Raw genomic sequence first — 22,088 nt, 5'->3', positions numbered from 1 at the left:
AGCGGGGAGAGGTCGGCAGTGGCGCAGAGGGCGACAGGCAGACGAACGGCGGACGGACCATCCGGCGGCGGCCCCGCACCGCACCACCCGCCCGGCACGGCCCCGGACACCGCCGGGGACCTCACCGGGGCGGCCGGGGAAGCCCCGGACACGCCCGACACCGTGCCCACGACCGTGCCCGCCGCGGACACTCCGGACACCGCGACCGTGACCACTGCGGACACCCCGAACGACCCGGAAGCCCCAGCCGCCGCCGACACCCCAGCCGCCCCCTCCGCCCCGGACGGCTCCCCCGGGGCCATCGGCCGCCGGGTGCACCGGCTGCGCGCCGCGCTCGGGCTGACCCAGCGCCAGCTCGCCGAGCCCGCGTACACCGCCGCGTACATCTCCACCCTGGAGGCCGGGCGGGTCCAGCCCTCCGAGAAGGCGTTGCGTCATCTCGCCGAACGGCTGGGCAGCAGCTACGAGGAGCTGGCCACCGGACGCCCCGCCCATCTCGCGACCGGGCTGCGGCTGCGGCTCACCGAGGCGCAGCGCGTCCTCGCCACCCAGGACCCGGCGCGGGCCGCCGAACGGTACGCGGAGCTGGCCCGGGAGGCCGGACGGCACGGGCTGGACCAGGAACGCGCGACCGCCCTGGTCGGTCTCGGCCAGTGCGCGCTGGAGACCGGCGAGCTCGACGCGGCACGTGAGCACTTCGAGGCGGCGGAAGCCGTCCTGACCGGGCTCGGGGTGCCGCTGCCGCGGCGGGTGCCCGCGATCCGGGGCCGCGCTCTGGCGCATCTGCTGGCCGGAGAACTCCGCTACGCCTGCTACCTGGTCGAGAACGCGCTCGACGAGCTGAACGCGTCCGGGCTGCACGACCCCGACGCGCTGGTGCTGCTGTACACGGCGGCCATCGGCCCGTACATGGACCTCGGCGCCCACGCGCGGGCCGCCCAGGCGGCGGAACTCGCGCTCGCGCTCGCCCCCCGGGTGTCGGACCCGGCCCTGGTCGCCCGGATGCACCGGGGGGTCGCCCGTACGCTGATCGCGGAGGGCCGGGCCGCCGAGGCCGACGCCTCGCTGGCCAAGGCCGCCGCCTACTACCAGCAGCTCCAGATCGGCGCGGAGCTCGCCCTGTGCCACTGGATGCGCGGCTATGTCCGGGCCCAGGACGGCGATCTGGAGCGTGCGGAGGCCGAACTGCGCACCGCGCGGGACATGCTGACGGCCCGCCGGGCCACCCTCTACACCCATCAGGTCGGGGTGGAGCTGGCCGGGGTGCTGCACCGGCGCGGCAAGGACACCGAGGCGCAGGCGCTGCTCGGGGAACTGCTCGGGGGGCTGAGCCCGGAGCGGGGTTCGGTCCACGCGGGCGGCGCGCACCGGCTGCTCGGGCTCATCGCGCAGCGGCGCGGGGACACGGAGAGCGCCGAGGAGCACTACGTACGGGCGCTCGCCCTGCTCGAACACGCGGGTGCGGCGGGCGATCTGGCGGACATCTGCCGGCTGCTCGGGGATCTGCTGCGCCGCGCGGGCCGTACCGAGGCCGCGCTGGACGCGTACCGTACCGGGCTCGGGCATCGCGCGGCGCCCGGCACCACCACTCTCGGGCCCCCGCCCGCGAGCCCTCCGCTGTGAGGTGACCCCCGGCGGGCCAGGAGAGGACGCCCGGCCGGTCGGCCGGCCCGGCGCCCTCGGGAGCGGGTGTCAGACGGTCTCGCCGGGCCGCGCGTGGTACCGGGCGCCGACCACCGCGGCCAGCAGCTCCGCGTCCAGGCCCGTGGGGTCCGCGAGCCGGGTCGGCGCGGTGTACGAGGTGAGCATCGCCTTGGTGATCCGCAGAGCCATCGCGGGGCGGCGCACGATCGGCCCGGCCCAGGCCCGTACCGCGGCGTCCAGCGACTCCTCCGGCACCACCTTCTGGAGCACGGACAGCCGGTGGGCCTCCTCGGCGCGGAACACGCGAGCCGTGAGGACGAGTTCCCGTACCCGTGCCGCGCCGATCTCGTGCAGCAGCCGCGGCAGCGCGCCGCCCCACGCGGTGGGCATCCCGAGGGCGAGTTCCGGCAGCCGGAAGGTGGCCGTCTCGGCGCCGACGCGCAGGTCGCAGGCGAGGGCGAGGGCGAGTCCCGCGCCGATGGCCCGTCCCTGCACCCGGGCGATGGTGACGGCGGGACTGTCCGTGAGAGCCTCGACCACCCGGCGGGCCTTGGTCCCCATCCGCTGCACCTGACGCCCCGTGGGGTCGCCCTCCGCCAGGAGTCCGAACTCAGCACGGTCCCCGCCGAGGCAGAAGTCGTCGCCCGCCGCGGACAGCACGATGACCCGGACCTCGGGGTCCGGGTCCACGAGGGCGGCCAGGAGTTCGTCCAGCATCGCCTCGGACACCGCGTTGCCGTTGCCAGGGCTGTCGAGCCGTACCGTGAGAACGGCGTCGTCACGGGTGACGGCGACACACCCGGTCCGTGCGGCGGGCGGGAGGGGCGCGGCGATCGCCTCGCTCATACCGACACGCCCATGGAGGCCACCCGGCGGATCGCCATCCGCGGCTCGTAGACGGGGGGCGAGGTGACCCGCAGTCCGGGGAAGCGTTTCAACAGTCCGACGAGGAGCGCCCTGGCCTCCAGCCGGGCGAGGGCGGGGCCCATGCAGTAGTGGGATCCCGCGCCGAAGCTCAGATGGCTGCCCTGGCGGAGCATGTCGAAGGAGTGCGGGTCCTCGTTGCGCCGGGGGTCGTGGCTGGCCGCGCCGTACATCACATGCACCATGCTGTCCTTCGGTATCGGTACGCCCGCCAGGACGATGTCCTCCTGGGCGTAGCGGGTGTTGAAACGTATGGGCGGGTCGTAGCGCAGGACCTCCTCCAGGGCGTGGTCGATGTGTTCGGGGTGGTCGGCGAGCCAGGACCACCGGCCGGGTTCGCGCAGCAGTTGCCAGACCATGCTGGAGAGGTACGTCGCCGTCGTCTCCAGCGAGGCCAGGGCGATGAAGAAGGTCAGCGCGCGGAGCATCTCGTCGACCACCTCCCGGTCGGGTTCCGCGGCGTCCAGGTCCCGTATCCAGTGGGACACGGTGTCGTCCGCGGGGGCGGCCCGGCGCTCGTCGACGAGTGCGGCGAAGAAGTCCCAGAGTTCCGCGCTGGCGTCGCAGGCGTCGGCGAGCTGGACCGGGGAGGGCAGGAGTTCCTGCGAGTAGGCCTGGACATGGGCGAGCCGGACCAGCTTCGGGTGGGACTCGGCCGGGATGCCCAGCCAGCCGCCGACGGTACTGATCGGGAGCCGTTCCCCGACCAGGTCCGCGTAGTCGGCCTCACCGTGGGCCAGGGCGTCCGACAGCCCGTCGAGCAGCCGCCCGACGTCCTTCTCGACCTGGTCGGTCAGCGTGTTCATGGTGTCCCGGCCGAAGAGATTGCCCAGGCAGCGTCGCTGGAGCGGGTGGTCGGGGGCGTTGAGCCGGGTGAGCGTCTTGTTCATGTCCGACGATGCCCGGTTGTGCCAGCGGTAGTTCTCGGGCTGGCGCTCCTGCCACGCGGCGTCGAGCGCGAGCCAGTTCCTGCCGCGCAGCACCTGGCTGCACGCCTCGTAGCCGGTGACGAGATAGGCGTTCCACGGGGCGGGGACGACGTCGCCCATCGCGTGCAAAGCGTCGTAGATCCCCGCGGGGTTTGCCTGCCCTTCGGGTGACCGCAGTCGTCGCATCAGGGACACGACGGCACGGCGATCAGATGATATGTCGACTCTTTCACCCACGGAAGTCACTCAGGGGCTCCTTGAACTGGGAGGGGAGGGGGGCGGGCGAAACCTACCCACCCTCCTACCCAAGTCATGAGCCTCTGAGTGTTGCCTGTGTCACCTTCCCGGAGAATAGTCGCAGGGCCTCCGTGGATGTGCCCTTCTTGTGCGCTTCCTACATACGGAAGACATCAAGGAAGGAACTCCACCAGCCCTTCTGCTTCCGCGGTTCGGTCCTGGCGCCCTGGGGGCCGGGCATCATGCCGTCGGCGGCGCGGGCCGGGGCCGCGGGCCGGGGCGGGACCCGGCGGGCCGGCACCGGGCTGAAGTGCACCGGCATCGAGACGAGGGCCCGGTGGAAGGGGCCGGGGCGCCATTCCAGCTTCTCCTCGGGCACCGCGAGGGCGAGGTCCGGCAGGGCGTTGAGGATGCGCTCGATGGCCGCGATGGCGATCACCCGGGCCGGGGACTTCGCCGGGCAGGTGTGCGGCCCCGCGCCGAACGCCAGATGGGCGCCCTTGCTGAGGGTGAGCCGGGCGTCGGTGAGGCTGGGGTCCGTGTTGGCCGCGGCGAAGCTGATGACGACCGGGTCGTTGGCCCGCAGGGTGATGTCCCCGAGCATGATGTCCTGGACCGGGAAGTGCGTCGCGTAGTTGGCGAGCGGCGAGTTGTTCCACAGGACGTTGTCGAGGGCGTCCTCGACCAGCAGTCCGGTGCCTCTGCCGTGCCCGGTGCCGCTTCCGTTCAGCAGCAGGAGCACGGCGCTGCATATCAGGCTGCTCTGCGGCTCGATGCCGGCCGCCATCATGGTGACGAGCTGGTCCTTGAGCTCCTCGTCGGTGAGCCCGGCGTGGTGCTGGATCATCCAGGTCGTCACGTCCTCGCCGGGGCTGCGCCGCTTGAGTGCGACGAGTTCCAGCAGGGCCGAGGTCAGTTCCTCGTTGGCGCGGATCGCGTCCTGGCCGCCGTCGAAGATCCCGGCGATCCCCCGGGTCATCCGGTCACCGATGTCGGCGGGGCAGCCGAAGAGCTGGTTGAACAGCAGCATCGGGAGGATCTTGGCGTAGTCCCGGAGCAGATCGGCGCCGCCCCGCTCGCTGAACTGGTCGATCAGATAGTCGGCGACGCGCTCGACGTCCCGGGTGAGCCGGTTCATGTTGAGCTGGTTGAGGCTGTCGGTGGCCGCCTTGCGCAGCCTCAGATGCTCGGCGCCGTCGGAGAACAGGCAGTTGGGCCGGTAGTACATCATCGGCAGCACCGGGCTGTCGAGCGGCACCCGCCCTTCGTTCAGGGCCCGCCACCGCCGGGAGTCCCGGACGAACAGCGCGGGGTTCTGGAGGACCCGCAGGGCGGCCTCGTGCTGGATGACCAGCGTGGCGTCCACACCCGGCGCCAGTTCGACCGGCACCGCGGGGCCCTGGGCCCGCATCCGGTCGTACGTCCCGTACGGGTCCGCGGCGAACTCCTCCCCGTACAGGGGTGTCCGCCCCTGGTGCATCGGGCACCCGGGAGGAGGGGTCTGCGGGGTGGACCCCGAATGTGCGTCCATGCGTGTTTCCTCAGGGTGATCCCGGGGCCCACGCGGGGGCCCCGGGCGGTGGATGACGAAGTGCCGTGGGGGGTCAGGACGTCCGGGCGAGCAGGTGCTGGACGAGCGTGATCAGTGCCTGGGCCGACGAGTTCTGGTCACGTGCGTCACAGAACACGACGGGGGTGTGCGGCAGCAGATCCAGCGCTTCGCGCAGTTCCTCCTCGGCATGCCCGTTGTCCGCTTCGAAGCTGTTGACCGCGATGGCGTACTCGAGGCCGTACTTCTCGATCAGGTCGATGACAGGGAACGACTCGGTGAGCCGTGACGGGTCGACCAGGAGCAGCGCTCCCAGCGCTCCCCGCGCCATGTCCTCCCACAACTGCATGAACCGCTGCTGGCCGGGTGTACCGAACAGGTACAGCACCAGCTCCTCGCTCAGCGTCAGCCGCCCGAAGTCCAGGGCGACCGTGGTGGTCTCCTTGCCGGTGACCCCCCGCAGATCGTCGACGTGCGCCGACGCCTGCGTCATCTTCTCCTCGGTGCGCAGCGGTGTGATCTCCGACAGCGTGCCGATGAACGTCGTCTTGCCCACGGCGAAGTGGCCGACGACGAGGATCTTCGCGGCCGTGCGTACCGCCTCCGGTACGTAGACGCTCTCAGCCGAACCGGCGTTGGAGTCCATGCAGCACCTCTTCGAGGATCTTCCGGTCGACGAGCTTGGCGGCGGGGGGCGCCGCACGGCGGAGCAGATGGCCCTGGTCGGCGAGGTCGGTCAGCAGCAGCCTGACCACCCCGACCGGCAGCCCGAGCCGGCCCGCCACCTCGGCGACCGACAGATAGCCGCCCACGCACAGGGTCCAGATGGCCTGGACCTCCGGGCTGGGACGGGCCGGAGGCGTCCGGTCGGCACCGATGGTCACCAGGGTGACCAGGGACAGCTCCTCGGCGTCGGGCAGGGTCCGCCCGCCGGTGATGACGTAGGAACGGATGAAGCCGCCGCTGACCGGCTGCTCCTCGCCCGGCGCGGTCATATGTCGCTGCCCGCGTTCTGGCGCGGCGGCGAGGTCATCGCCTTGCCGAGGGCGCCCACCTGCTGCTGCATCCGGAACGACATGGACTCCATGTCCACGTCGGCGGAGGCGGCCGCCGCGAGATAGGCACCGCTGCCCGCCGCGATGAGGAAGATCCAGCCGTCCTCGTACTCCAGGAGGGTCTGCCGCCAGCGGCCCGTGGTCCCGCCCCCGATGAACGGCGCGACGGCCCGGCTCAGCGACTGCATCGAGCTCATGGCGGCGGCGACGGTCTCCGCGTCGTCGCGGCCGATCGCGCTGGAGTGCTCCAGCAGGAGACCGTCGGCCGATACGAGGATCGCGTGCCGCGCCCCGCGCACCTGGAGCACGTCGTTGAGCACCCACGACAGATCGGGGTTCACTGGTGGTCAGGTCCTTCCGTGGTCGACTTCGTATCGCGCCCGGTCAGCGTGCCGCGCTGGAAGGCGCCCAGCAGTGAGGCGGTCTCCTCCTGGCTGCGGGGCGGCTCGGCGGTGGCCGCCGGCTGCGGTACCACCGCGACCGACCGCTGCCTGCGGCGCTTGGGCAGACCACCGGCGGTGGTACCGCGTCCCGGGTACGCCTCTGATCCGGGGACCGAGGAGAAGAGAGGGGTGGGCTGGGCCTGCGGAGGCTCGGCCGGGGCCCTGCGCTGCGAGATCTGCGGGACACCGTCCTGCGCCTCGTAGCCGACGACGGCCGGCGCGGGCGGCGCGTCGCTGGTGAGGAGTTCGTCGGGCAGCAGGATCACCGCGCGTACACCTCCGTACGGGGACACGGAGTCGACGGACACCTTGAAGCCGTAACGGGCGGCGAGCATGCCGGAGACGGCGAACCCGAACTGCGGCGGATTGCCGAGCCCGGATATATGGATCGGGGACTGCGGGGAGAGGAGGGCGGACGCCCGGTCCTTCTCCTCCTGGCCCATTCCGAGGCCCGCGTCGTCGACGATCAGACAGACGCCCTTGGGGACGGCCTGGATGTTGATCTCGACGGGGGCGCCGGGGGCGGAGTAGTTGGTCGCGTTGGCGAGCAGCTCCGCGAGGACGACCGCCACGGGTTCGACGACCTTGCTGACGACCGAGAAGTTGACCTGGGCATGGATCTGGACCCGGTCGAACTGCCGTATTCGGCCCTGGGCGCTGCGGGCCACGTCGTAGACGGAGGCGACCGTCTCACGGCGCCCCAGCCAGCCGCCGCACAGCACCGCGATGCCCTGGGCCCGGCGCCCGAACTGGCTGTTGGTGTGGTCGATGGACATCAGGTCGACGAGCATCTCCGGGTCGTCCCCGTACTTCGTCTGCACCTTCTCGATGACGAGCTGCTGCTCGTCGGCGAGCCCCTGAAGGGTGCGCATGGCCGACTTGAGTACCGCCTTGGTCTCCTCCTCCGCGTCCTTGCGGACCTCTGCCAGCTCGCTGGCGTGGCTGTTGCGCAGACCGCTGTGCGCCGCTCCGAGTTCGTTGCGCTGGCGTAGCAGCGTCTCGTTCTCGTTCTTGAGGTTGGCATTGCGTCTGCGCAGCCCGATGTTCGTTTGCCGTGCCCGCAGGACCCCGCCTATGGCGGCCAGCACTACGGTGACCAGGACCCAGAAGAAAGGGTCCTGCACAAATGACGTCATGAGACTCTCTTCGAGTGACATCCCGGCAGGAGCGGTCGCTTCTTCCCCGGCCGGGGGCACCCCCCGCGACTCGTAGAGACGCGGACCGTGCCGTCCGGTGCGGAGAACGTTCCTCCGGGACGGGGCCCGAGCGGCTGATTCCCCCGGGCGCGTCTAACGCGCCGTCAGCCCACATGGAAGATCACACACTGTACCAGCGGGGCACATCCCGCACGCAAGTGTCCACGGGCCCCGGGAGCACGCTGCGCACCCGGACAGTTACCGCATCCAGGACCTTCCGGCACCTACTCATGTATATGCCAATCACCTCGGCGGCCGGGGCCGCGGGGACCACCCCGGGACCCCGGCGGAGGAACCACCGCACCGCCCGCACCGCACGGCGTACCGCCCGGGGCGCCCGCCACCTCGCCTTTTTCTGCAAGGACATGACAGGGCATCAGAGAACCGGAATCTGTCATTCCGCTCAAGGAGAGCGAAACTTCCCGGCCGCACCCGGCGCCACATCCACCACAAGATGAACACTTTGCGAAGAGATCGTGCGAGTGCCACGGTCACCGGCGGATTCCAGCCGATCACGGACCACTCCGGCCCCGCCCCGCGAACCCGGTGCACACTCCACGAAGGTGACGCAGCGTCACCTTCGCCCCGGCACGCCCTCCCGCTCCCCCGCGCAAACGCACCGGGCCGGGGCCACCCCCGCACCGCCACGATCAGGGTGGCGCGGTCACCGTGGCGGGCGGCGGTGCGCCGACCGGACGCTCACCGGGCCGGGGCCGCGCGCCGACCGGACACGCACCGGGCCGGGACCGCGAACCCGCCGCGGCCCCGGCCCCTGACCCGGAACCCGGGGCCCCTCCGGCCCCGGGGTGGATCACGTCAGACGATGTGCGCCGAAACGTACTGTTTGCCCTTGTCGTTCTCCACCAGGATCTCCTTGACGTCCTCCGGGGGCACCGCCGCCGAGCCGTCGAGATTGGCGCCCTTCTCCGCGCCCGCCACGAGCCAGCTCCCGGCGATCTCCCGGGTGCCGTCCCCGGCGACGACGACCAGCCGGCAGCGCTCCCCGGCGGGAATCCCGCTGACCGCCGCGTTCACCCGGACCCAGCCGACGGCCGGGGTCATCCGGACGGCGATCCGGGCACCGGTCCCGGGGTCGGTGGCCGAGGCGAACCGGGTGCCCTCGACGGGCAGCGTCGCCGTCGGCACCGCCCCCCGGTCCGGCTCCGCCACCTCATGGTCCGCGGTGCCCCGGCCGAACAGGAACCCGCCGCCGAGGACCGCCGCCGCGGCCACCGCCGCGACCGCGCCGACGACCGCCCGGCGCCGCGCACCCGCCCGGGTCCGCTCGGCGTCCGCCTGCCGCAGCGTGCGGCCCAGCAGCAGTTCGCCCCCTTCCGGGGGCCCCTCCAGGAACGCCTCGGGCGGGACCTCGCCGAGGGTGGACTCCATCTCCTCCAGCGCCGCCAGCTCAAGGCGGCAATCCCCGCACGCCTCCACATGTTCGTCGACCGTGCGCACCTCCCGCTCGTCCAGGGCGCCGAGCACATAGGCGCCGAGCAGTGTGTTGTCATGCTGCTGGATGCTCATGCCGCCGCCTCCTTCACCACGGCCAGCTTCGCTGTCCCGGGTCTCTCCGTGCAGAGCTGTCTCAACGCCTTCAAGGCATAGTGTGAACGGGATTTGACGGTACCCGCCGGTATCCCCAGGGACTTCGCGGTCTCCGCTACGGTCCGCCCCCGGAAGTAGATCTCCACCAGGACGTCGCGGTGCTCCGCGGAGAGCTGGTCGAGTGCCTCCATCACGACCATCGAGTCCACGACCGCCTCGGCGTGGTCCCGTTCCACCGGACCGGTGCCGGGCGACTCCGCGACCTCGGTGGGCCGCGCCGCCTTCGCCCGGTACCGGTCCGTCACGATGTTGCGGGCGACGGTCAGCAGCCAGCCGCGCACGGAGCCCTTGCCGTTCACCATGATCTCGGGGTGGCGCCAGGCCCGGATCAGCGTCTCCTGCACCACGTCCTCCGCGGCGCCGCGGTCCCCCGTGAGCCGCCCGGCGTACGCGAGCAGGGCTCTGCCGTGTTCCTCGTAGAGAGCCCTGATCAGTACCTCGTCACTCGTCCGCTGCCGAGTGCGCGACCACAGTGTCGCCATCCACTCACTCCGTCCTGGCCTGTCCGACGCGTTCAACACGGACGGCGGGTGCGGCCGGTTCACCCGGAGGCGCCCGGTGCCCCCGGACGGACCGCGCGGCAGCGCCGGCCCTCGTTGACGCAGTCCGTGAGCGCGGCGCGGCGCGCGTCGCTGAGGACGCCGATGAACATCGCGTGGTCGGTGACGGGCGCACGCCGCTGCTCGGGGAACGAGTCGACCGCGAACCGCACCCCGGCCGGGATGTCGTAGGTGAGGGTGAGCCGCAGCCTCGGCACCGGGAAGGTCGCCCGGGGGCAACCGCCGTCCGCGAGGGGGAACACGATGTGCGAGCGGTGGTCGGGGCTGTCCGTATGCAACCCGTTCCAGCAGCTCGGGAAGTCGAACGTACGGGTGACGCCGCTGCCCGCCGGACAGGTGGGGTAGTCCGTGGTGAAGCGTTCCGGATGGCCGGAGCAGCCCCACTGGGCGCGGGCCAGGCCGCGGTCGGTGGTCTCCGCCACCGGATCACCCGTGATCATCCGCAGCCCCTTCGGCGGGACGAGCACCTGGCTCACCGGACTGCCGTGGAACTCCACCCGGACCGCCGACGGGACAAGGATCTCCCCGGTGTTGCCGTGTCTGCCGCCGCCATGGGCCTCGGCGTCCGGCCCGTGCCGGTCCAGGCGGCGCAGCACGGGCCAGTAGTAGGCGGAGCGGTCGCCGCCCGCGCAGGTCGTCGCGGCGGCGGCCAGGCTCCGGTCGGTGGACAGCGCGTCGGTCGACACATTGCCCACATAGTCGTGCGTGTGGTGCGCGCCGCCGACCAGACCGGGCGAGACCACAACGTTGTCAGTGTTGCGGTGGCCGCGTTCGTTGCGTCCGCAGTCCACCGACAGCGAGCCGGTGGCCGCGTCCGGCCCGGGGCGCGGCAGGGGCGCCGGGTCCGGGATGTCCGCGAGGGCCGTGTAGGAGCCCTCCGGCGGCGAGGCGGGCGGCCCGGCCGGCCGGTTGGCCACGACACCCGTGACGACAAGTCCGAGGCACAGCGCCAACAGCGCTGACCTCATCGTCAACATGCCCCTGATAGAAGGGAGTTGCCTCACCACGATGTCAGCGTTCCAGCTTTCACCCAGGTGTTCAACAACGGTGGTTGAACCTTTTCGTACCGCCGTCCGTGCCCGGGGTGAGGCGGGTTCCGCCCGCCCTTCCGCGCGGTCAGGAGGGCCGATGGCCGAGATCGACGCTTCCGGTGACGACGAGCGGCCCACGGCCGCGCCGCCCGGACGAACGGGCGAACCGACCGGTATGAGGGCGGCCCGAAGCGGCGGAGGCATGGGGTGACCAGGGCACGTGGGGTGGTCGCGGTGCGGGGAGCGGGCCGAATGTGCGGGGTGACCGGGGTGGGTGATGTGCGCGAGTCGGGCGAGGGGACCGGGGTGCGCGGGGCCGGTGATGTGGCCGGAGTGGGTAGGGCGAACGGTGTGACCAAGGCGCTCGGGGCGGGTGGTGCGACCGGAGTGCCCGGGGCGGGTGGTGAGCCGGATTCCTTCGGTATCGCGGTTCCCGGGACGTGGACGCGGTACGACCTGCCGGAGGACGGGACTCCCCCGGCTTGCGCGGAGATCCGGCGCGGGACAGCAGTGAGCGGGCCGGGCGGGTTGGACGGGCCAGGTAGGCCGGGTGGGGTGCCGGGCGGGCCGGGCGGGGGCCGGTCCGACGAAGGGGTCAGCGGCGCCCGGCGCATCCTGGAGGGCGCGCGGCGGCGCGGGGCGCTGTACGCGGCGGGCACCACGCCGTCGGACGGGAGCGAGCCCCTGACGGCCGGGGTGATGATCTTCAGCGTCACCCCGCCGCCCGGGAAGGCGGCTTCCGCGCACGCGCTGGCCAGGCGGTTTCCGGCGGCGGGGCGGCAGTGGGCGAGGGGCGGCGCCCGGACCTTCAGCACGGAGACACTGCCCCGGGTCGGGCCCGTCCGACGGCTGATGGGGGTGGAGGAGGGCGAGCTGGCCGACGGGGCCCCGTACCGGTTGCTGGTCATGCACACCGTGGTGCCGGTGCCGGGCTCCCGGCGGGTGCTCGTCGTGCTGTGCTTCAGCCCGGACCTGCCGCTGGTCGTGCGCGTGCACGAGCTGTTCGACACGGTGACCGCGACGTTCTCCTTCGGGTACGGGCCGCCGACGGCGACCGGCTGAGACGGGGATGCCGGCCGGGGTGGGGAGGTTGGCGGGGGTGGGGATGCTGGCCGGGGTGCGGGTGATCGCCGGGATGCGGAGGTTCGCCGGGATGCCGGGGGCGGTGGCGGGGCCGTCGTCGGAGGCGGTGGAGCCGGCGCAGGGCCGTCGCCGGGGCGGTGCCGGAGCCGGGGCGGGGGCGTGCCGGAGCCGGGGCGGGGGCGTCGCCGAACGCCGGGCCCACTCGTCGCGCGGTGCGTCGTCGCAGGTATCCAGGCAGGTGTCCCCACGTCTGTCCTCGCGGGTGTCCCCACGTCTGCCCCCGCAGGTGTCCTCGCGTCATCAACGGGCCTCCTGGGCAAGGGAGTCGGCCCCTCGCATCCGACACGTGCGCAACTGAAGCGCGGTTCAGTATCGTCTCGGGCCGAATGCCCGTGAAATCCCTTCGGCGAACCGTTGAACCGAACCGGGCCCACCGTCCGTGTGCTCCCCGACGTGAGCCGTACGGCGCGCGTACGGCGCGGCGGGCGGACCCGGCACGGCCTGCCCGGCGGCCCGGGAATCCGGCGGAGAAGGAGACGGGGAAGATGCGAGACGCGCCCAGGAGGACGACCGCGCCTGCCACCGTTCGACGGCAGGGGAACCGGAACGGGAACACCCGGTCACTCGCCCATCGGCTGGGATCGGTACGGGGTCCCGCCGCGCGGCCGGTGGCACTGTACGGGGTGGCGCTCGGCGCCGCCCTCGCCGGAGTGCTGGCGCTGCCCACGGAGGCCCACGCGCGGCCGGGCGCTCCGGCGGCCAGGGAACTGGAGCTACCGGCTGCGACAGGCCCGGGGACACGGACGGGCCTGGGACCGGGGGTCCGGACGGGCCTGGAGCCGGGGACTTGGACGGCCGCGGAACCGAGGGTGCGGACGGCCGTGGCCCCGAAGGCACGGGCAGGGGTGGAGTCGGGGGTGCGGGCCGCGGGGGTCGGCCGGATCTCCGCGCGGGCGCCCGGGACCCTCCCCGCAGTGGACGAACTGAGCAAGTTCTATGTCGTCAAGGCGCCCGAGGACAACGGCGGCAGGGCCGAAACCCTGGTCGGCATCGCGGCCCGGACCCTGGGCGACGGCGACCGCGTCCAGGAGATCCTGGTGCTGAACACGGGGCGGGTGCTGCCGGACGGTGAGGTGTTCGCCGGAGCGGAACAGGTCGTGCCCGGCTTCGCCTTGCGGCTGCCCGTGGACGCGGAGGGACCCGGCGTCCGCTTCGGGGTGCTGCCCGACGGGCCAGGGGCCACCGGACCGGACGCCGGTCGGGCGGATGCCGCGCCGCACGTGCAGGTCGCGGTGGAGGGCAGGTCCGCCGGTCCGTCGACGTCCGGTGGCGACCCGGTCCCGTTCCCCGTGCTCGTCGGCGGAACGGCGGGCGTCGCGGCGCTGGCCCTGGCGGTCCTCGTCCGCCGGAACCCGGCCCCGGTGCCGGTGTCGGTGCCGCGCGGGGCGGGGGCGTCGGGGGCGGTCCTGGTCGGATCGGGCGCGGCGTGGGCCGTGGGGTCGGCGGGGGCAGTGGGTGTCGGCCGGGGGCGGGCGTCGGGGACGGGTGGGGCGTGGGGGCCGGGTGGAGCCCGGGGTCCGGGAGCGGGTACGGGCCGAGCGGTTCGGGCTTCCGGGACGGGCATGTCGCGGGTGGCGCGGGGGCCGGGGAAGGGAGCGGCGGGCGCAACGCGGGGTCCGGCGGTGAACGTGGCCGGAATGGCCCGGGTGTCACGTTCCCGGTGGCCGCGGAGCATGGCGCTGGCCGTGGTGCGCCGTCGCCGGGGCGCGCTGGCCAGACAGCTCGCGGCGGACATCCGCACCCCGGTGGTGGTCCGGCACGCGCTGGAGGAGCTGATGACGGCGGGTACTCCCGACGCGCCGGTCCGCGTCCACACGGTGCTCGCGGAAGGTGACCGGCTGCGTGCCTGTGTGTCGGGTCCGCCGACCGGTACCGCGCCGGAGCCCTGGACCGTCGTCGACACCACGCACTGGCAGCGGGAGGGGCTGCCGCCGGCCCTCGGCCCCGCGCCGCCCGACCCGGTCCTGCCGCTGCCGCATCTGGCGCGGCTCGGGGTGGACGGCCGGGGTGCCCAGGTGATGGTCGGCCTCGGCCAGCTCGACGGCGCGCTGAGCGTGCGGGGGGATCTGCGGGTGGCACGGGACACCGTCGCGGCCCTGGCCCTCGGGCTGCTGGAACCGCCCTGGCAGAACACCGTTGTGGTGATCGTCGGCCCACCGGCGGGTGTGCTGCCCGGACAGCACGGGCTGGTACGTATCCCCTCGGTGGGCGATGTCCGCGACCGCGCGCCCGCGGAGGTCTTCGCGACGGCGGAGGATCTCGGCATCGGACCCGTTCTCGGCTCGGCCCGTTCCGGCGGGGTGACCGGCTTCCTCCTGATGCTCCAGCCCCCGGGGCCCGAGGAGGCACGGGCGCTCACCGAACTGGCCGCGCCGCCCGGCGGCTGGACGGTCCTCACGGTCGGTGACGTCCCAGGCGCCCACTGGCGCTGGTACGCGGAGCCCGGGGGCACCGTGGATCTGGGGGTGCTGGGCCTGCGGGTGACGGTCCCGGCCCACTGCCCCGCCGACGCGAGGACGGCTACGCCCGTACGGAATTCCCGTCCCAGGAATTCGAGAACACTCCCCACCGGAATCTGAACCCCACTCACCGGACCGCTACTCATTCCCGCACCGGCAAGCGGTCGAAGAACCCAGGCAATTCCATGAACGGGAAACAGGAGCAGTCATGCGGAACCCACGGAAGACGCGGAGCGCGACGGTCACGGCGGCCGGGACGGCGACCGCTCTCGCCCTGCTGAGCGCTTGCGGGAGCGGCCAGGGCGAGCCGGGTTCGGTGCGGTCGACGGTCGCCTCGTCGCCCGGGACGGCGGAGAGGGATACGGCGTCCCCGGACGCGGGAAGCGGACCGTCGGCGGCGGGGAAGCTGGGTGTGCGGACGGGCGGGGCACTCGGGAAGGTGGTGACGGACAGCGAGGGCCGCACGCTGTACCGCTTCGACAACGACGCCGCGAGGCCGTCCAACTCCACGTGCGACGGCGGCTGCGCGCGGATGTGGCCCCCGGTCCTCGCCACGGGCGCCCGGGCGGCGCGGGGCATGGACCCGTCCCTGCTCGGCGAGGTGACCCGCGCCGACGGTTCCCAGCAGCTCACACTGGACGGCTGGCCGCTGTACCGCTTCGCCGAGGACACGGCGCCCGGCCGGGCCAAGGGGCAGGGGGTGGGCGGCACCTGGTTCGCGGCGGCCCCGGACGGCACGAAGGCCGGCGCCCCGGCCCCGGCGCCCGTCGAGCCCCTGCCCGCGCTGTCGACACGTGACGACGCGAGGCTGGGCGAGATCGTCAGGGACGCCGAGGGCCGCACACTGTACCGCTTCACCAAGGACAGGGCCTCGCCGAAGAAGCCCGCGTGCGCGGACTCCTGCCTCAAGAAGTGGAAGCCCGCGAAAATGCTGGCAAGGGCGGCGTTGAAGAACGCGAAGGATATCGATCCGAAGCTCATCATTCCGTACCGGCGCCCGGACGACGGCGGGGTACAACTCACCATCGACGGCTGGCCGCTCTATTGGTTCACCGGCGACCTGAATCCGGGTGACACGAATGGCCAAGGCGTGGGCGGAACATGGTTCGCGATACGAAAGACCGGCAACCTGGCGAAGTAGCCCTGGGGCCCCTCGCGGTACTCGTTCAGGTTGCCCGTCCAGTACGGGTCGCCTTCGCTCGCGCCCCTGGGTCTCCTGTGCGGGGCGCACTTGTCCCGGTGCCGTCGCTCGTGGGGTGCGCAGTTCCCCGCAGGTCGCCTTCGCTCGCGCTTCCCAGGTCTGTCCGGCTGGGCGCACTTGTCCCTGTGCGGGTCGCTCGTGGGGTGCGCAGTTCCCCGCGCCCCTGGATGCTGCCTCCTTGCGGTAGCTCTTCGGGTGCGGGTCGGCCCTCGTCTTTTGCGCAGTTCCCCGCGCCCCTTTGGGGGCGCCCCCTGAGGTTGTTCTTCACACTCCTCCCCGTGCAGTCGCAGGACTCACGTGAGGGGGTGGGCGGGAATCTCTGCCCGCAGACTCCGACGCCACCAGTACAGCCACTGGACGTCGTACCGAGCGCGTTGGAGCGAGGACGGAGAATCCCGACCGGCACCGACCCGAAGAACAAGCCGGATGCGCCCCAAAGGGGCGCGGGGAACTGCGCAGAGACGAGGGCGCACCCGCACCCGTAGAGCGACCGCAACGGGGCAGCATCCAGGGGCGCGGGGAACTGCGCAAACCACCGAACGACGGCGCAGCGGGGCCGACCCAGGACGACCGGCCTCCGCCCGGGCGGAGGCCGGTCAGCCGACGGAGCCCGCGTAGCCTCCGCTGCGATTCGCCACGTGGTCCTGGAGCGAGAAGCCCTCCCCCCTCGCCTCGTCGAGGGTCAGCCCGGCCCCCGGTTGCATGAGTCGGCGGGCCGCCAGATGGTCCACGGGGCGGTTGACGGATTCGACCGCCAGCAGGGTTCCGCCTCTGAACAGGAGGACGGAGAACGCCCTGGGGCCGTCGCCGAGCAGGACCTCCGCGTCGTGGCCCTCGGCATGTCCCGCGATCTGGAGCGTCGTCGAGAACTGGTCGCTCCAGAACCAGGGCGCTTCCTCGTAGGAGCCCGGTGCGCCGGTCAGCCGGGCCGCGACCAGCCGGGCGTGACCGACGGCGGTCTGGACCGATTCGAGCCGCCGCAGGTCTCCGGAGCGGACCTGCGGGAACGCCGCGCAGTCGCCGATGGCCGAGATGTGGGAGTCGCCGGTCAGCAACCGGGAATCGACGGTGATGCCGTCGCCCACGGCGAGACCGGCCGCGGCGGCCAGTTCCGTGCGCGGGGTGACTCCGACACCGATCAGGACGAGGTCGGCGGGGAGCCTTCGGCCGTCGGCCAGTTCCACCGCCGTCACCGCCCCGCGACGGCCCCCGTGCAGGGCCGCGACCCCCTGACCGCACAGCAACCGGGTGCCCTTGCTCCGGTGCAACCGTGCGAAGTGCCCGGCGGTCCGCGCCGAGACGGTCCGGGCGAGCGGGCGGTCCAGCGCCTCGACGACCGTCACCTCACAGCCCGACTCTCGCGCCGCCGCCGCGAATTCCAGCCCGATGAACCCGGCCCCCACCACGACCGCGTGCCGGGCGGAGGCGAGTGACGCCCGCAGCGCGACGGCGTCCTCCGCGGTACGCAGGACATGCACTCCGCGCAGTCCGGCCCCCGGCACACCGAGTGTGCGCGGCCGGGCTCCGGTGGCGAGGACGAGATGGCCGTACCCGTACCCGGAGCCGTCGGCGAGACGGACCGTGCGGGCGACCGGGTCGATTCCCGTCACCGTGCCCCTGACCAGGTCGATCGACCGGCGTACGTAGTACGTGGCGGGCCGCAGCCACAGCTGCGACTCGTCCGCCTCGCCCATGAGATACGTCTTGGAGAGCGGCGGGCGTTCGTAAGGAAGCGCGTCCTCGGCGCTGATGAGCGTGATGGGTCCCGGGTATCCGTGCTCGCGCAGGGACGCCGCTGTCTGGAACCCGCCCTGCCCCGCTCCCACCACGACGACGGATTCCGGCCGCGTGGGCCGTACGGCGGCCGTCATCAGTACTGCCGTTCGGGCAGGTGGACGATCAGTCCGTCCAGGGCGCCGGTCACCTTGAGCTGGCAGCTCAGCCGGCTGTTGGGCAGCCGGTCGGCGGCGGTGAAGCCGAGCATGTGCTCCTCCTCCGGCTGCGCCTGCTCCAGCGCGTCCAGGGAGGTCTCGTCCACGTAGACATGGCAGGTGGCGCACTGCGCGTTGCCGCCGCACTGGGCCACGATGCCGTCGATGTCGTTGAAGACGGCGCCGCGCATGACGCTGGTCCCGAGGGGGACTTCGACCGAACACGCGGTCCCGTCGACGGCTACATAGGTGATTTCGGGCATGGCGAAGCTCCTCGATGGCGTCCGGCGGCGCACGAGGGTGCGCGGGGGCACGGATGCCGGTCAGGGGGAATCGGAAGGTACGCGGAAAGTCGCTGATGGCCGGTGGGGGACGCGACACCCCTGCCGACCCGTATCGGACACCGGACCGTTCGGACACGCGACGTCCTCGGCCAGGGATACGGCAGCGCGATGGAAGTTAGCAGAGGAGTGCTGGGCGCGCCAGGGGTCGTCAGGAGGGGCGGCGGGGGGCGCGGCCGCGCCGCGGGTCCGGGAGGCGGTGCGTCATGAAGGGCCTGCTGGTGGTGAACTCGCGGAACTTGAGGGCCGCGTCGGAGAGGTAGGTGTCGCGGTTCCACACCAGGGTGAGCACCCGGTGGCAGTCCGGCGCGACCATGTGGACCCAGGCGACCGGGACATGCGACTCGGTGCCGACCCGGCGGGAGATGGCGGGGATCAGACCGATGCCGAGGCCGGCGCTGATCATGTCCTGGCTGGCACCCGGCTCGTCGCCCTCGCAGGACAGCAGCGGGGTCAGCCCCTCGGACGCGAACATCCGGTCGAGGAGCGCGCGCTGCCAGTGGCCCGGACGGGTGGTGACGAAGGGCTCGTGGGCGATCTCGGGGATCGTCACGCTCTCCCGCCCGTCGAGCCAGTGCCCGCGCGGCACCGCGAGCAGCACCTCCTCACGGGCGAGCTCCACCGAATCGAGGTTCGCGCCGGTCAGCGGCTGTGACGCGACGCAGAAGTCGACTTCCCCGGCGCGCAGTTGGCGGTCCATCTCCTCCGCCGTCGACTGATGGAGACGTACATCGGCCCGGGGGTACGCGGCCCGGAAGCTGCCGAGGAGATGGGTGATCGTCAGCAGGGTCTCCGAGGCCACGCCGACCCGGCCGAGCCCCGTGTCGCGGGCGTCGAGCAGGGCCCTGCGGCCGTCGTCGAGCTCGCTCAGGGCGCGGTCGACATGGCGCAGGAACATCGCGCCGTACTCGTTCAGCCGGATACGGCGGCCCCGCCGGTCGAAGAGCGTGGTGCCGAGGTCGGCCTCCAGCCGGGCGATCGTGCGGCTGAGCGAGGGCTGGGCGACGCGCAGTTCCTCCGCGGCACGGCTCATGTGCTCGTAACGCGCGACGGCCTGGAAGTAGCGCAACTGCAACAGATCCACGGTCCACCTCCACTGATGCCTCTGGAGTCATCCTCACATGGCGAAACCGGTCTTGGAACGCATAAGCGATTCTCCCTACGGTCTCCAGTGGGGTCACCGCACAGGTGACGGGCAACGGCGCCCGGCATCTGCACACGCGAAGCGGGGACCCCGCCCGCACCACTCCACCTCCCCCGCCCCTTCCACCACTTCCACCACTTCCACCACTCCCGAAAGGTCGCATCATGAGCGCTGCGGAGCTGGCCCGGCTCCAGTTCGCGGCCACGACCGGCATCCACTGGCTGTTCGTGATCCTCACCATGGGGCTCGTCCCTCTCGTGGCGGTCATGCACACCCGGGCCGTCTTCACCCGGGACCCCGCCAGAAGAGCCGTCCGGGAGCGCATGACGCGCTTCTGGGGCCAGCTCTACGTCATCAACTACGCGGTCGGCATCGTCACCGGCCTGGTCATGGAGTTCCAGTTCGGGCTCAGCTGGAGCGGACTGAGCAAGTACGCGGGCAATGTCTTCGGCGCCCCACTGGCACTCGAAACCCTCATCGCCTTCTTCGCCGAGTCCACGTTCCTCGGGATGTGGATCTTCGGCTGGGGCCGGTTGGGGCGCGGTACGCACATCACGCTGATCTGGCTGGTCACCCTGACCGCGTACGCGTCGGGGTACTGGATCATGGTCGCCAACGGCTTCATGCAGAACCCCGTGGGCCACGAGGTCCGCGGCGGCGTCGCCTATCTGACCGACTTCTGGGCGCTGCTCACCAACCCCAACGCGCTGATCGCCCTCGCCCACATCACCCTCGCCGCGCTGACGACGGGCACCGTCCTGGTCATGGGGATCAGCGCCTTCCATCTGCGCCGTGGCACCAAGGACACCGAACTGTTCCGGGGCTCCATGCGGCTGGGGCTTCTGGTGGGCACGCCCGCCGCCTGGTTCGTCGCCACGGTCGGCGAGATGCAGGTCCCGCTGATCCGCCGGAACCAGCCGATGAAGATGGCCGCCCTGGAGAACGGCGATGTCGCCCGGGTGGAAGCCGCGCTCGTCAAGGAGCACGGTCCCGGCGACTACGTGTTCGCGCACGACTGGCTGCGGTTCTCGATGGAGAGCATGACACTCATCGGCTACAGCATCTCCACGGTCACCCTCGTCGCCGTCGGCCTGCTGTGGAAGGGCCGCCTGTGGCGCGGGCGCCGCTTCGCCCTGCTGATGATCGCGATGATCCCGTTCCCGTTCCTCGCCTCGCTGGGCGGCTGGGCCCTGCGGGAGATGGGCCGTCAGCCCTGGATCATCTACGGCGAACTGACCGTCGAGGACGCGCTCTCCCCCGTGAGCAGGGCTTCCCTGATCGCGTCCTGCGTCCTGTTCATCGCCGTCTTCGTCGCACTGGCGGTGACGAACTGGACCCTGATCACCCGCTACGCCCGCCGCGGACCGGACGCCACCCAGTTGGGCACCACCGAACCGCTCCCCGACGACGTACCCGGGCCGCGCGCGGGACCCGGGACCGGGGGACGTGGTGGAGGCGCGGGTCCCGGAGGACCCGCGGACGGCGCGGGTCATGAGCAGCCGGTCCCGGCCTTCTGAGCCACCCGTCCGGCACGGCCGCGCCCGCCCCGGCCCGAATCCGGCCCGAACCGGATCGACCACCTGACTGCCCTCCACCCACCTGCCGGGACGATCCCCCCTCTCATGGAAAGTTGAGCGAGATGAGCTTGGAGACCCTCTGGCTGCTCCTCCTCGGGCTGCTGCTCGCCGGGTACTTCGTGCTCGGCGGCTACGACCAGGGCGTGCAGATGCTGCACCCCTTCCTCGGCTCCCGGGACGCACGGGACGGCCAGGACGCCGGAGTCCAAGGGAGGAACGGCCTCGGTGACCGGAACGCCGCCCTCGACGCCATCGCACCGTTCTTCCTGGGCAACGAGGTCTGGCTGGTCGCCTTCACCGGTGTCCTGTTCGGCGCCTTCCCGTACCTGGAGGGCACCCTGCTGTCCGGGCTGTACCCGCTGATCGTGGCGATCCTGGTCGGTCTGGTCCTGGGCAACGCCGCCGTCCAGCTGCGTGGTCGCGCCCGTACCGCCCGGGGCCGCCGCCGCTGGGACGCGCTGATCGTGTTCGGCGGCGCGCTGCCCGCCCTGTGCTGGGGACTCGTCCTCGGTCTGCTGCTCCATGGCGTGCCACGGCGGGCGGACGGATACGTCCGGATCGGAACCGACGACGTGCTCACGCCGTTCGTGCTGGCCTGCGGGGTGACCACCGCGCTGCTGTTCGCGGCACACGGGGCGGCCTTCGTCGCGTTGCGCTCGGAACCGGAACTCGCTTCCAGGGCAGGGAAGATGGGAGCCGCCTTGCTGCGTGCGGTGGGCGCCGCGGGTTCCCTCGCGTTGCTGCTGACCCTCTTCGGCGCGGGCGCGTCGATGACGAACCGGGCGGCTTCGGCGGTCCTCGCCGCCCTGTTCGCGACGGCCCTCGTCGTCGCCTGGTGGTGCCTCGTTCGCGGACACCGGGTCCGGGCGTTCGCGGCCACGTGCTCCGCGACCCTGCTGCCCGTACCGCTCTTGGGGGCCGGTCAGTATCCGTACGTCCTGGTCGACACGGCCGGCGGCGGACTGACGGTCCAGCAGGCCGCTTCGGACGGCGCCACGCTGACCATCCTGACCGCGTTCGGGGTCGTGGTGATCCCGGTGATCTTCGCGTACCAGCTGTGGAGCTGGTGGCTCTTCCGGGGCCGGACGGGCCGCCGTCACCCCCGCTACTTCTGAG

At 72.4% G+C, this 22,088-nt stretch carries 19 protein-coding genes; 6 read left to right on the top strand and 13 right to left on the bottom strand.

Annotated elements, in window-relative coordinates; all coding sequences use genetic code 11:
• The first annotated feature begins 312 nt into the window (after positions 1 to 312).
• Complete coding sequence (locus AB852_RS18000; RefSeq protein ID WP_245876847.1) at positions 313 to 1,623, top strand: helix-turn-helix transcriptional regulator; 1,311 nt, start codon at positions 313 to 315, stop codon at positions 1,621 to 1,623.
• Between the two features lie 69 nt (positions 1,624 to 1,692).
• Here AB852_RS18000 and AB852_RS17995 read toward each other — a convergent pair whose 3' ends face one another.
• The 10 genes from AB852_RS17995 to AB852_RS17945 all read right to left on the bottom strand — a co-directional run bounded on the left by AB852_RS17995 (position 1,693) and on the right by AB852_RS17945 (position 11,113).
• A complete protein-coding gene (locus AB852_RS17995) occupies positions 1,693 to 2,490 on the bottom strand; it encodes an enoyl-CoA hydratase/isomerase family protein (RefSeq protein ID WP_073789511.1) in 798 nt (265 codons plus the stop codon).
• The gene (locus AB852_RS17990) at positions 2,487 to 3,617 is read right to left on the bottom strand and encodes a cytochrome P450 (RefSeq protein WP_079184721.1); all 1,131 of its coding nucleotides are present in this window, start codon (positions 3,615 to 3,617) and stop codon (positions 2,487 to 2,489) included. The genes AB852_RS17995 and AB852_RS17990 overlap by 4 nt, the downstream gene beginning before the upstream one ends.
• Before the next feature lie 274 nt (positions 3,618 to 3,891).
• Positions 3,892 to 5,265 (bottom strand): cytochrome P450, encoded by a 1,374-nt coding sequence (locus AB852_RS17985; protein ID WP_178391051.1) that lies wholly within the window; start codon positions 5,263 to 5,265, stop codon positions 3,892 to 3,894.
• Positions 5,266 to 5,338: 73 nt separating this feature from the next.
• Positions 5,339 to 5,929, bottom strand: a complete 591-nt coding sequence (locus AB852_RS17980; protein WP_073789508.1) for a GTP-binding protein — start codon at positions 5,927 to 5,929, stop codon at positions 5,339 to 5,341.
• Positions 5,904 to 6,278 carry a DUF742 domain-containing protein gene (locus AB852_RS17975; RefSeq protein WP_073789506.1) on the bottom strand — a complete coding sequence of 125 codons (375 nt, stop codon included), beginning with the start codon at positions 6,276 to 6,278 and terminating at the stop codon, positions 5,904 to 5,906. The genes AB852_RS17980 and AB852_RS17975 overlap by 26 nt, the downstream gene beginning before the upstream one ends.
• Positions 6,275 to 6,679 (bottom strand): roadblock/LC7 domain-containing protein, encoded by a 405-nt coding sequence (locus AB852_RS17970; protein WP_073789505.1) that lies wholly within the window; start codon positions 6,677 to 6,679, stop codon positions 6,275 to 6,277. The genes AB852_RS17975 and AB852_RS17970 overlap by 4 nt, the downstream gene beginning before the upstream one ends.
• Positions 6,676 to 7,917, bottom strand: coding sequence for an ATP-binding protein (locus AB852_RS17965; RefSeq protein ID WP_073790395.1), 1,242 nt, complete (start codon positions 7,915 to 7,917; stop codon positions 6,676 to 6,678). Before AB852_RS17965 ends, AB852_RS17970 begins: the two co-directional genes overlap by 4 nt.
• A gap of 876 nt (positions 7,918 to 8,793) precedes the next feature.
• On the bottom strand, positions 8,794 to 9,504 hold the full coding sequence (locus AB852_RS17955; RefSeq protein ID WP_073789503.1) for an anti-sigma factor family protein: 711 nt from the start codon (positions 9,502 to 9,504) through the stop codon (positions 8,794 to 8,796).
• A complete protein-coding gene (locus AB852_RS17950; RefSeq protein ID WP_073789502.1) occupies positions 9,501 to 10,067 on the bottom strand; it encodes a sigma-70 family RNA polymerase sigma factor in 567 nt (188 codons plus the stop codon). Before AB852_RS17950 ends, AB852_RS17955 begins: the two co-directional genes overlap by 4 nt.
• 59 nt (positions 10,068 to 10,126) lie before the next feature.
• A complete protein-coding gene (locus AB852_RS17945; RefSeq protein WP_073790393.1) occupies positions 10,127 to 11,113 on the bottom strand; it encodes a DUF1996 domain-containing protein in 987 nt (328 codons plus the stop codon).
• Positions 11,114 to 11,731: 618 nt separating this feature from the next.
• Here AB852_RS17945 and AB852_RS17940 point away from each other — a divergent pair.
• The 3 genes from AB852_RS17940 (at position 11,732) to AB852_RS17930 (ending at position 15,919) form a co-directional block, all read left to right on the top strand.
• Positions 11,732 to 12,238, top strand: coding sequence for a hypothetical protein (locus AB852_RS17940; protein WP_245876818.1), 507 nt, complete (start codon positions 11,732 to 11,734; stop codon positions 12,236 to 12,238).
• A 902-nt stretch (positions 12,239 to 13,140) separates the two neighbouring features.
• Positions 13,141 to 14,898: a hypothetical protein gene (locus tag AB852_RS17935; RefSeq protein ID WP_143201248.1), complete on the top strand. Its 1,758-nt coding sequence runs from the start codon at positions 13,141 to 13,143 to the stop codon at positions 14,896 to 14,898.
• An 88-nt stretch (positions 14,899 to 14,986) separates the two neighbouring features.
• Positions 14,987 to 15,919, top strand: coding sequence for an SCO0930 family lipoprotein (locus AB852_RS17930; RefSeq protein WP_073789500.1), 933 nt, complete (start codon positions 14,987 to 14,989; stop codon positions 15,917 to 15,919).
• A 656-nt stretch (positions 15,920 to 16,575) separates the two neighbouring features.
• On the opposite strand, the gene AB852_RS17925 is transcribed toward AB852_RS17930, so the two are convergent.
• The 3 genes from AB852_RS17925 to AB852_RS17915 form a co-directional block, all read right to left on the bottom strand.
• Positions 16,576 to 17,850 (bottom strand): NAD(P)/FAD-dependent oxidoreductase, encoded by a 1,275-nt coding sequence (locus AB852_RS17925; protein WP_073789499.1) that lies wholly within the window; start codon positions 17,848 to 17,850, stop codon positions 16,576 to 16,578.
• Positions 17,850 to 18,173, bottom strand: a complete 324-nt coding sequence (locus AB852_RS17920) for a 2Fe-2S iron-sulfur cluster-binding protein (RefSeq protein ID WP_073789498.1) — start codon at positions 18,171 to 18,173, stop codon at positions 17,850 to 17,852. Before AB852_RS17920 ends, AB852_RS17925 begins: the two co-directional genes overlap by 1 nt.
• 229 nt (positions 18,174 to 18,402) lie before the next feature.
• Positions 18,403 to 19,335 carry a LysR family transcriptional regulator gene (locus AB852_RS17915; protein ID WP_073789497.1) on the bottom strand — a complete coding sequence of 311 codons (933 nt, stop codon included), beginning with the start codon at positions 19,333 to 19,335 and terminating at the stop codon, positions 18,403 to 18,405.
• 224 nt (positions 19,336 to 19,559) lie between these two features.
• Between AB852_RS17915 and AB852_RS17910 the strand changes: the two genes are divergently transcribed.
• The gene (locus AB852_RS17910; protein ID WP_073789496.1) at positions 19,560 to 20,912 is read left to right on the top strand and encodes a cytochrome ubiquinol oxidase subunit I; all 1,353 of its coding nucleotides are present in this window, start codon (positions 19,560 to 19,562) and stop codon (positions 20,910 to 20,912) included.
• 122 nt (positions 20,913 to 21,034) lie between these two features.
• Entirely contained in the window at positions 21,035 to 22,087 is a 1,053-nt protein-coding gene (gene cydB / locus AB852_RS17905) for a cytochrome d ubiquinol oxidase subunit II (protein ID WP_079184720.1), read from the top strand.
• The last annotated feature ends 1 nt before the right edge of the window (position 22,088 follow it).

It is taken from the genome of Streptomyces uncialis, from assembly GCF_001905345.1.
In the GTDB taxonomy this organism is placed as follows: domain Bacteria; phylum Actinomycetota; class Actinomycetes; order Streptomycetales; family Streptomycetaceae; genus Streptomyces; species Streptomyces uncialis.
The sequence above is the reverse complement of the archived record's forward strand: the minus strand, read 5'-3'. Positions and strand labels throughout refer to the sequence as shown.

What these genes read in the sequence shown, in the direction of transcription:
- AB852_RS17965 (WP_073790395.1), bottom strand. Translation starts at nt 7,917, where the DNA reads ATGACGTCATTTGTGCAGGACCCTTTCTTCTGGGTCCTGGTCACCGTA.
- AB852_RS17910 (WP_073789496.1), top strand. Translation starts at nt 19,560, where the DNA reads ATGAGCGCTGCGGAGCTGGCCCGGCTCCAGTTCGCGGCCACGACCGGC.
- AB852_RS17945 (WP_073790393.1), bottom strand. Translation starts at nt 11,113, where the DNA reads ATGAGGTCAGCGCTGTTGGCGCTGTGCCTCGGACTTGTCGTCACGGGT.
- AB852_RS17925 (WP_073789499.1), bottom strand. Translation starts at nt 17,850, where the DNA reads ATGACGGCCGCCGTACGGCCCACGCGGCCGGAATCCGTCGTCGTGGTG.
- AB852_RS17955 (WP_073789503.1), bottom strand. Translation starts at nt 9,504, where the DNA reads ATGAGCATCCAGCAGCATGACAACACACTGCTCGGCGCCTATGTGCTC.
- AB852_RS17995 (WP_073789511.1), bottom strand. Translation starts at nt 2,490, where the DNA reads ATGAGCGAGGCGATCGCCGCGCCCCTCCCGCCCGCCGCACGGACCGGG.
- AB852_RS17985 (WP_178391051.1), bottom strand. Translation starts at nt 5,265, where the DNA reads ATGGACGCACATTCGGGGTCCACCCCGCAGACCCCTCCTCCCGGGTGC.
- AB852_RS17920 (WP_073789498.1), bottom strand. Translation starts at nt 18,173, where the DNA reads ATGCCCGAAATCACCTATGTAGCCGTCGACGGGACCGCGTGTTCGGTC.
- AB852_RS17930 (WP_073789500.1), top strand. Translation starts at nt 14,987, where the DNA reads ATGCGGAACCCACGGAAGACGCGGAGCGCGACGGTCACGGCGGCCGGG.
- AB852_RS17950 (WP_073789502.1), bottom strand. Translation starts at nt 10,067, where the DNA reads ATGGCGACACTGTGGTCGCGCACTCGGCAGCGGACGAGTGACGAGGTA.
- cydB (WP_079184720.1), top strand. Translation starts at nt 21,035, where the DNA reads ATGAGCTTGGAGACCCTCTGGCTGCTCCTCCTCGGGCTGCTGCTCGCC.
- AB852_RS17990 (WP_079184721.1), bottom strand. Translation starts at nt 3,617, where the DNA reads ATGGGCGACGTCGTCCCCGCCCCGTGGAACGCCTATCTCGTCACCGGC.
- AB852_RS17975 (WP_073789506.1), bottom strand. Translation starts at nt 6,278, where the DNA reads ATGACCGCGCCGGGCGAGGAGCAGCCGGTCAGCGGCGGCTTCATCCGT.
- AB852_RS17980 (WP_073789508.1), bottom strand. Translation starts at nt 5,929, where the DNA reads ATGGACTCCAACGCCGGTTCGGCTGAGAGCGTCTACGTACCGGAGGCG.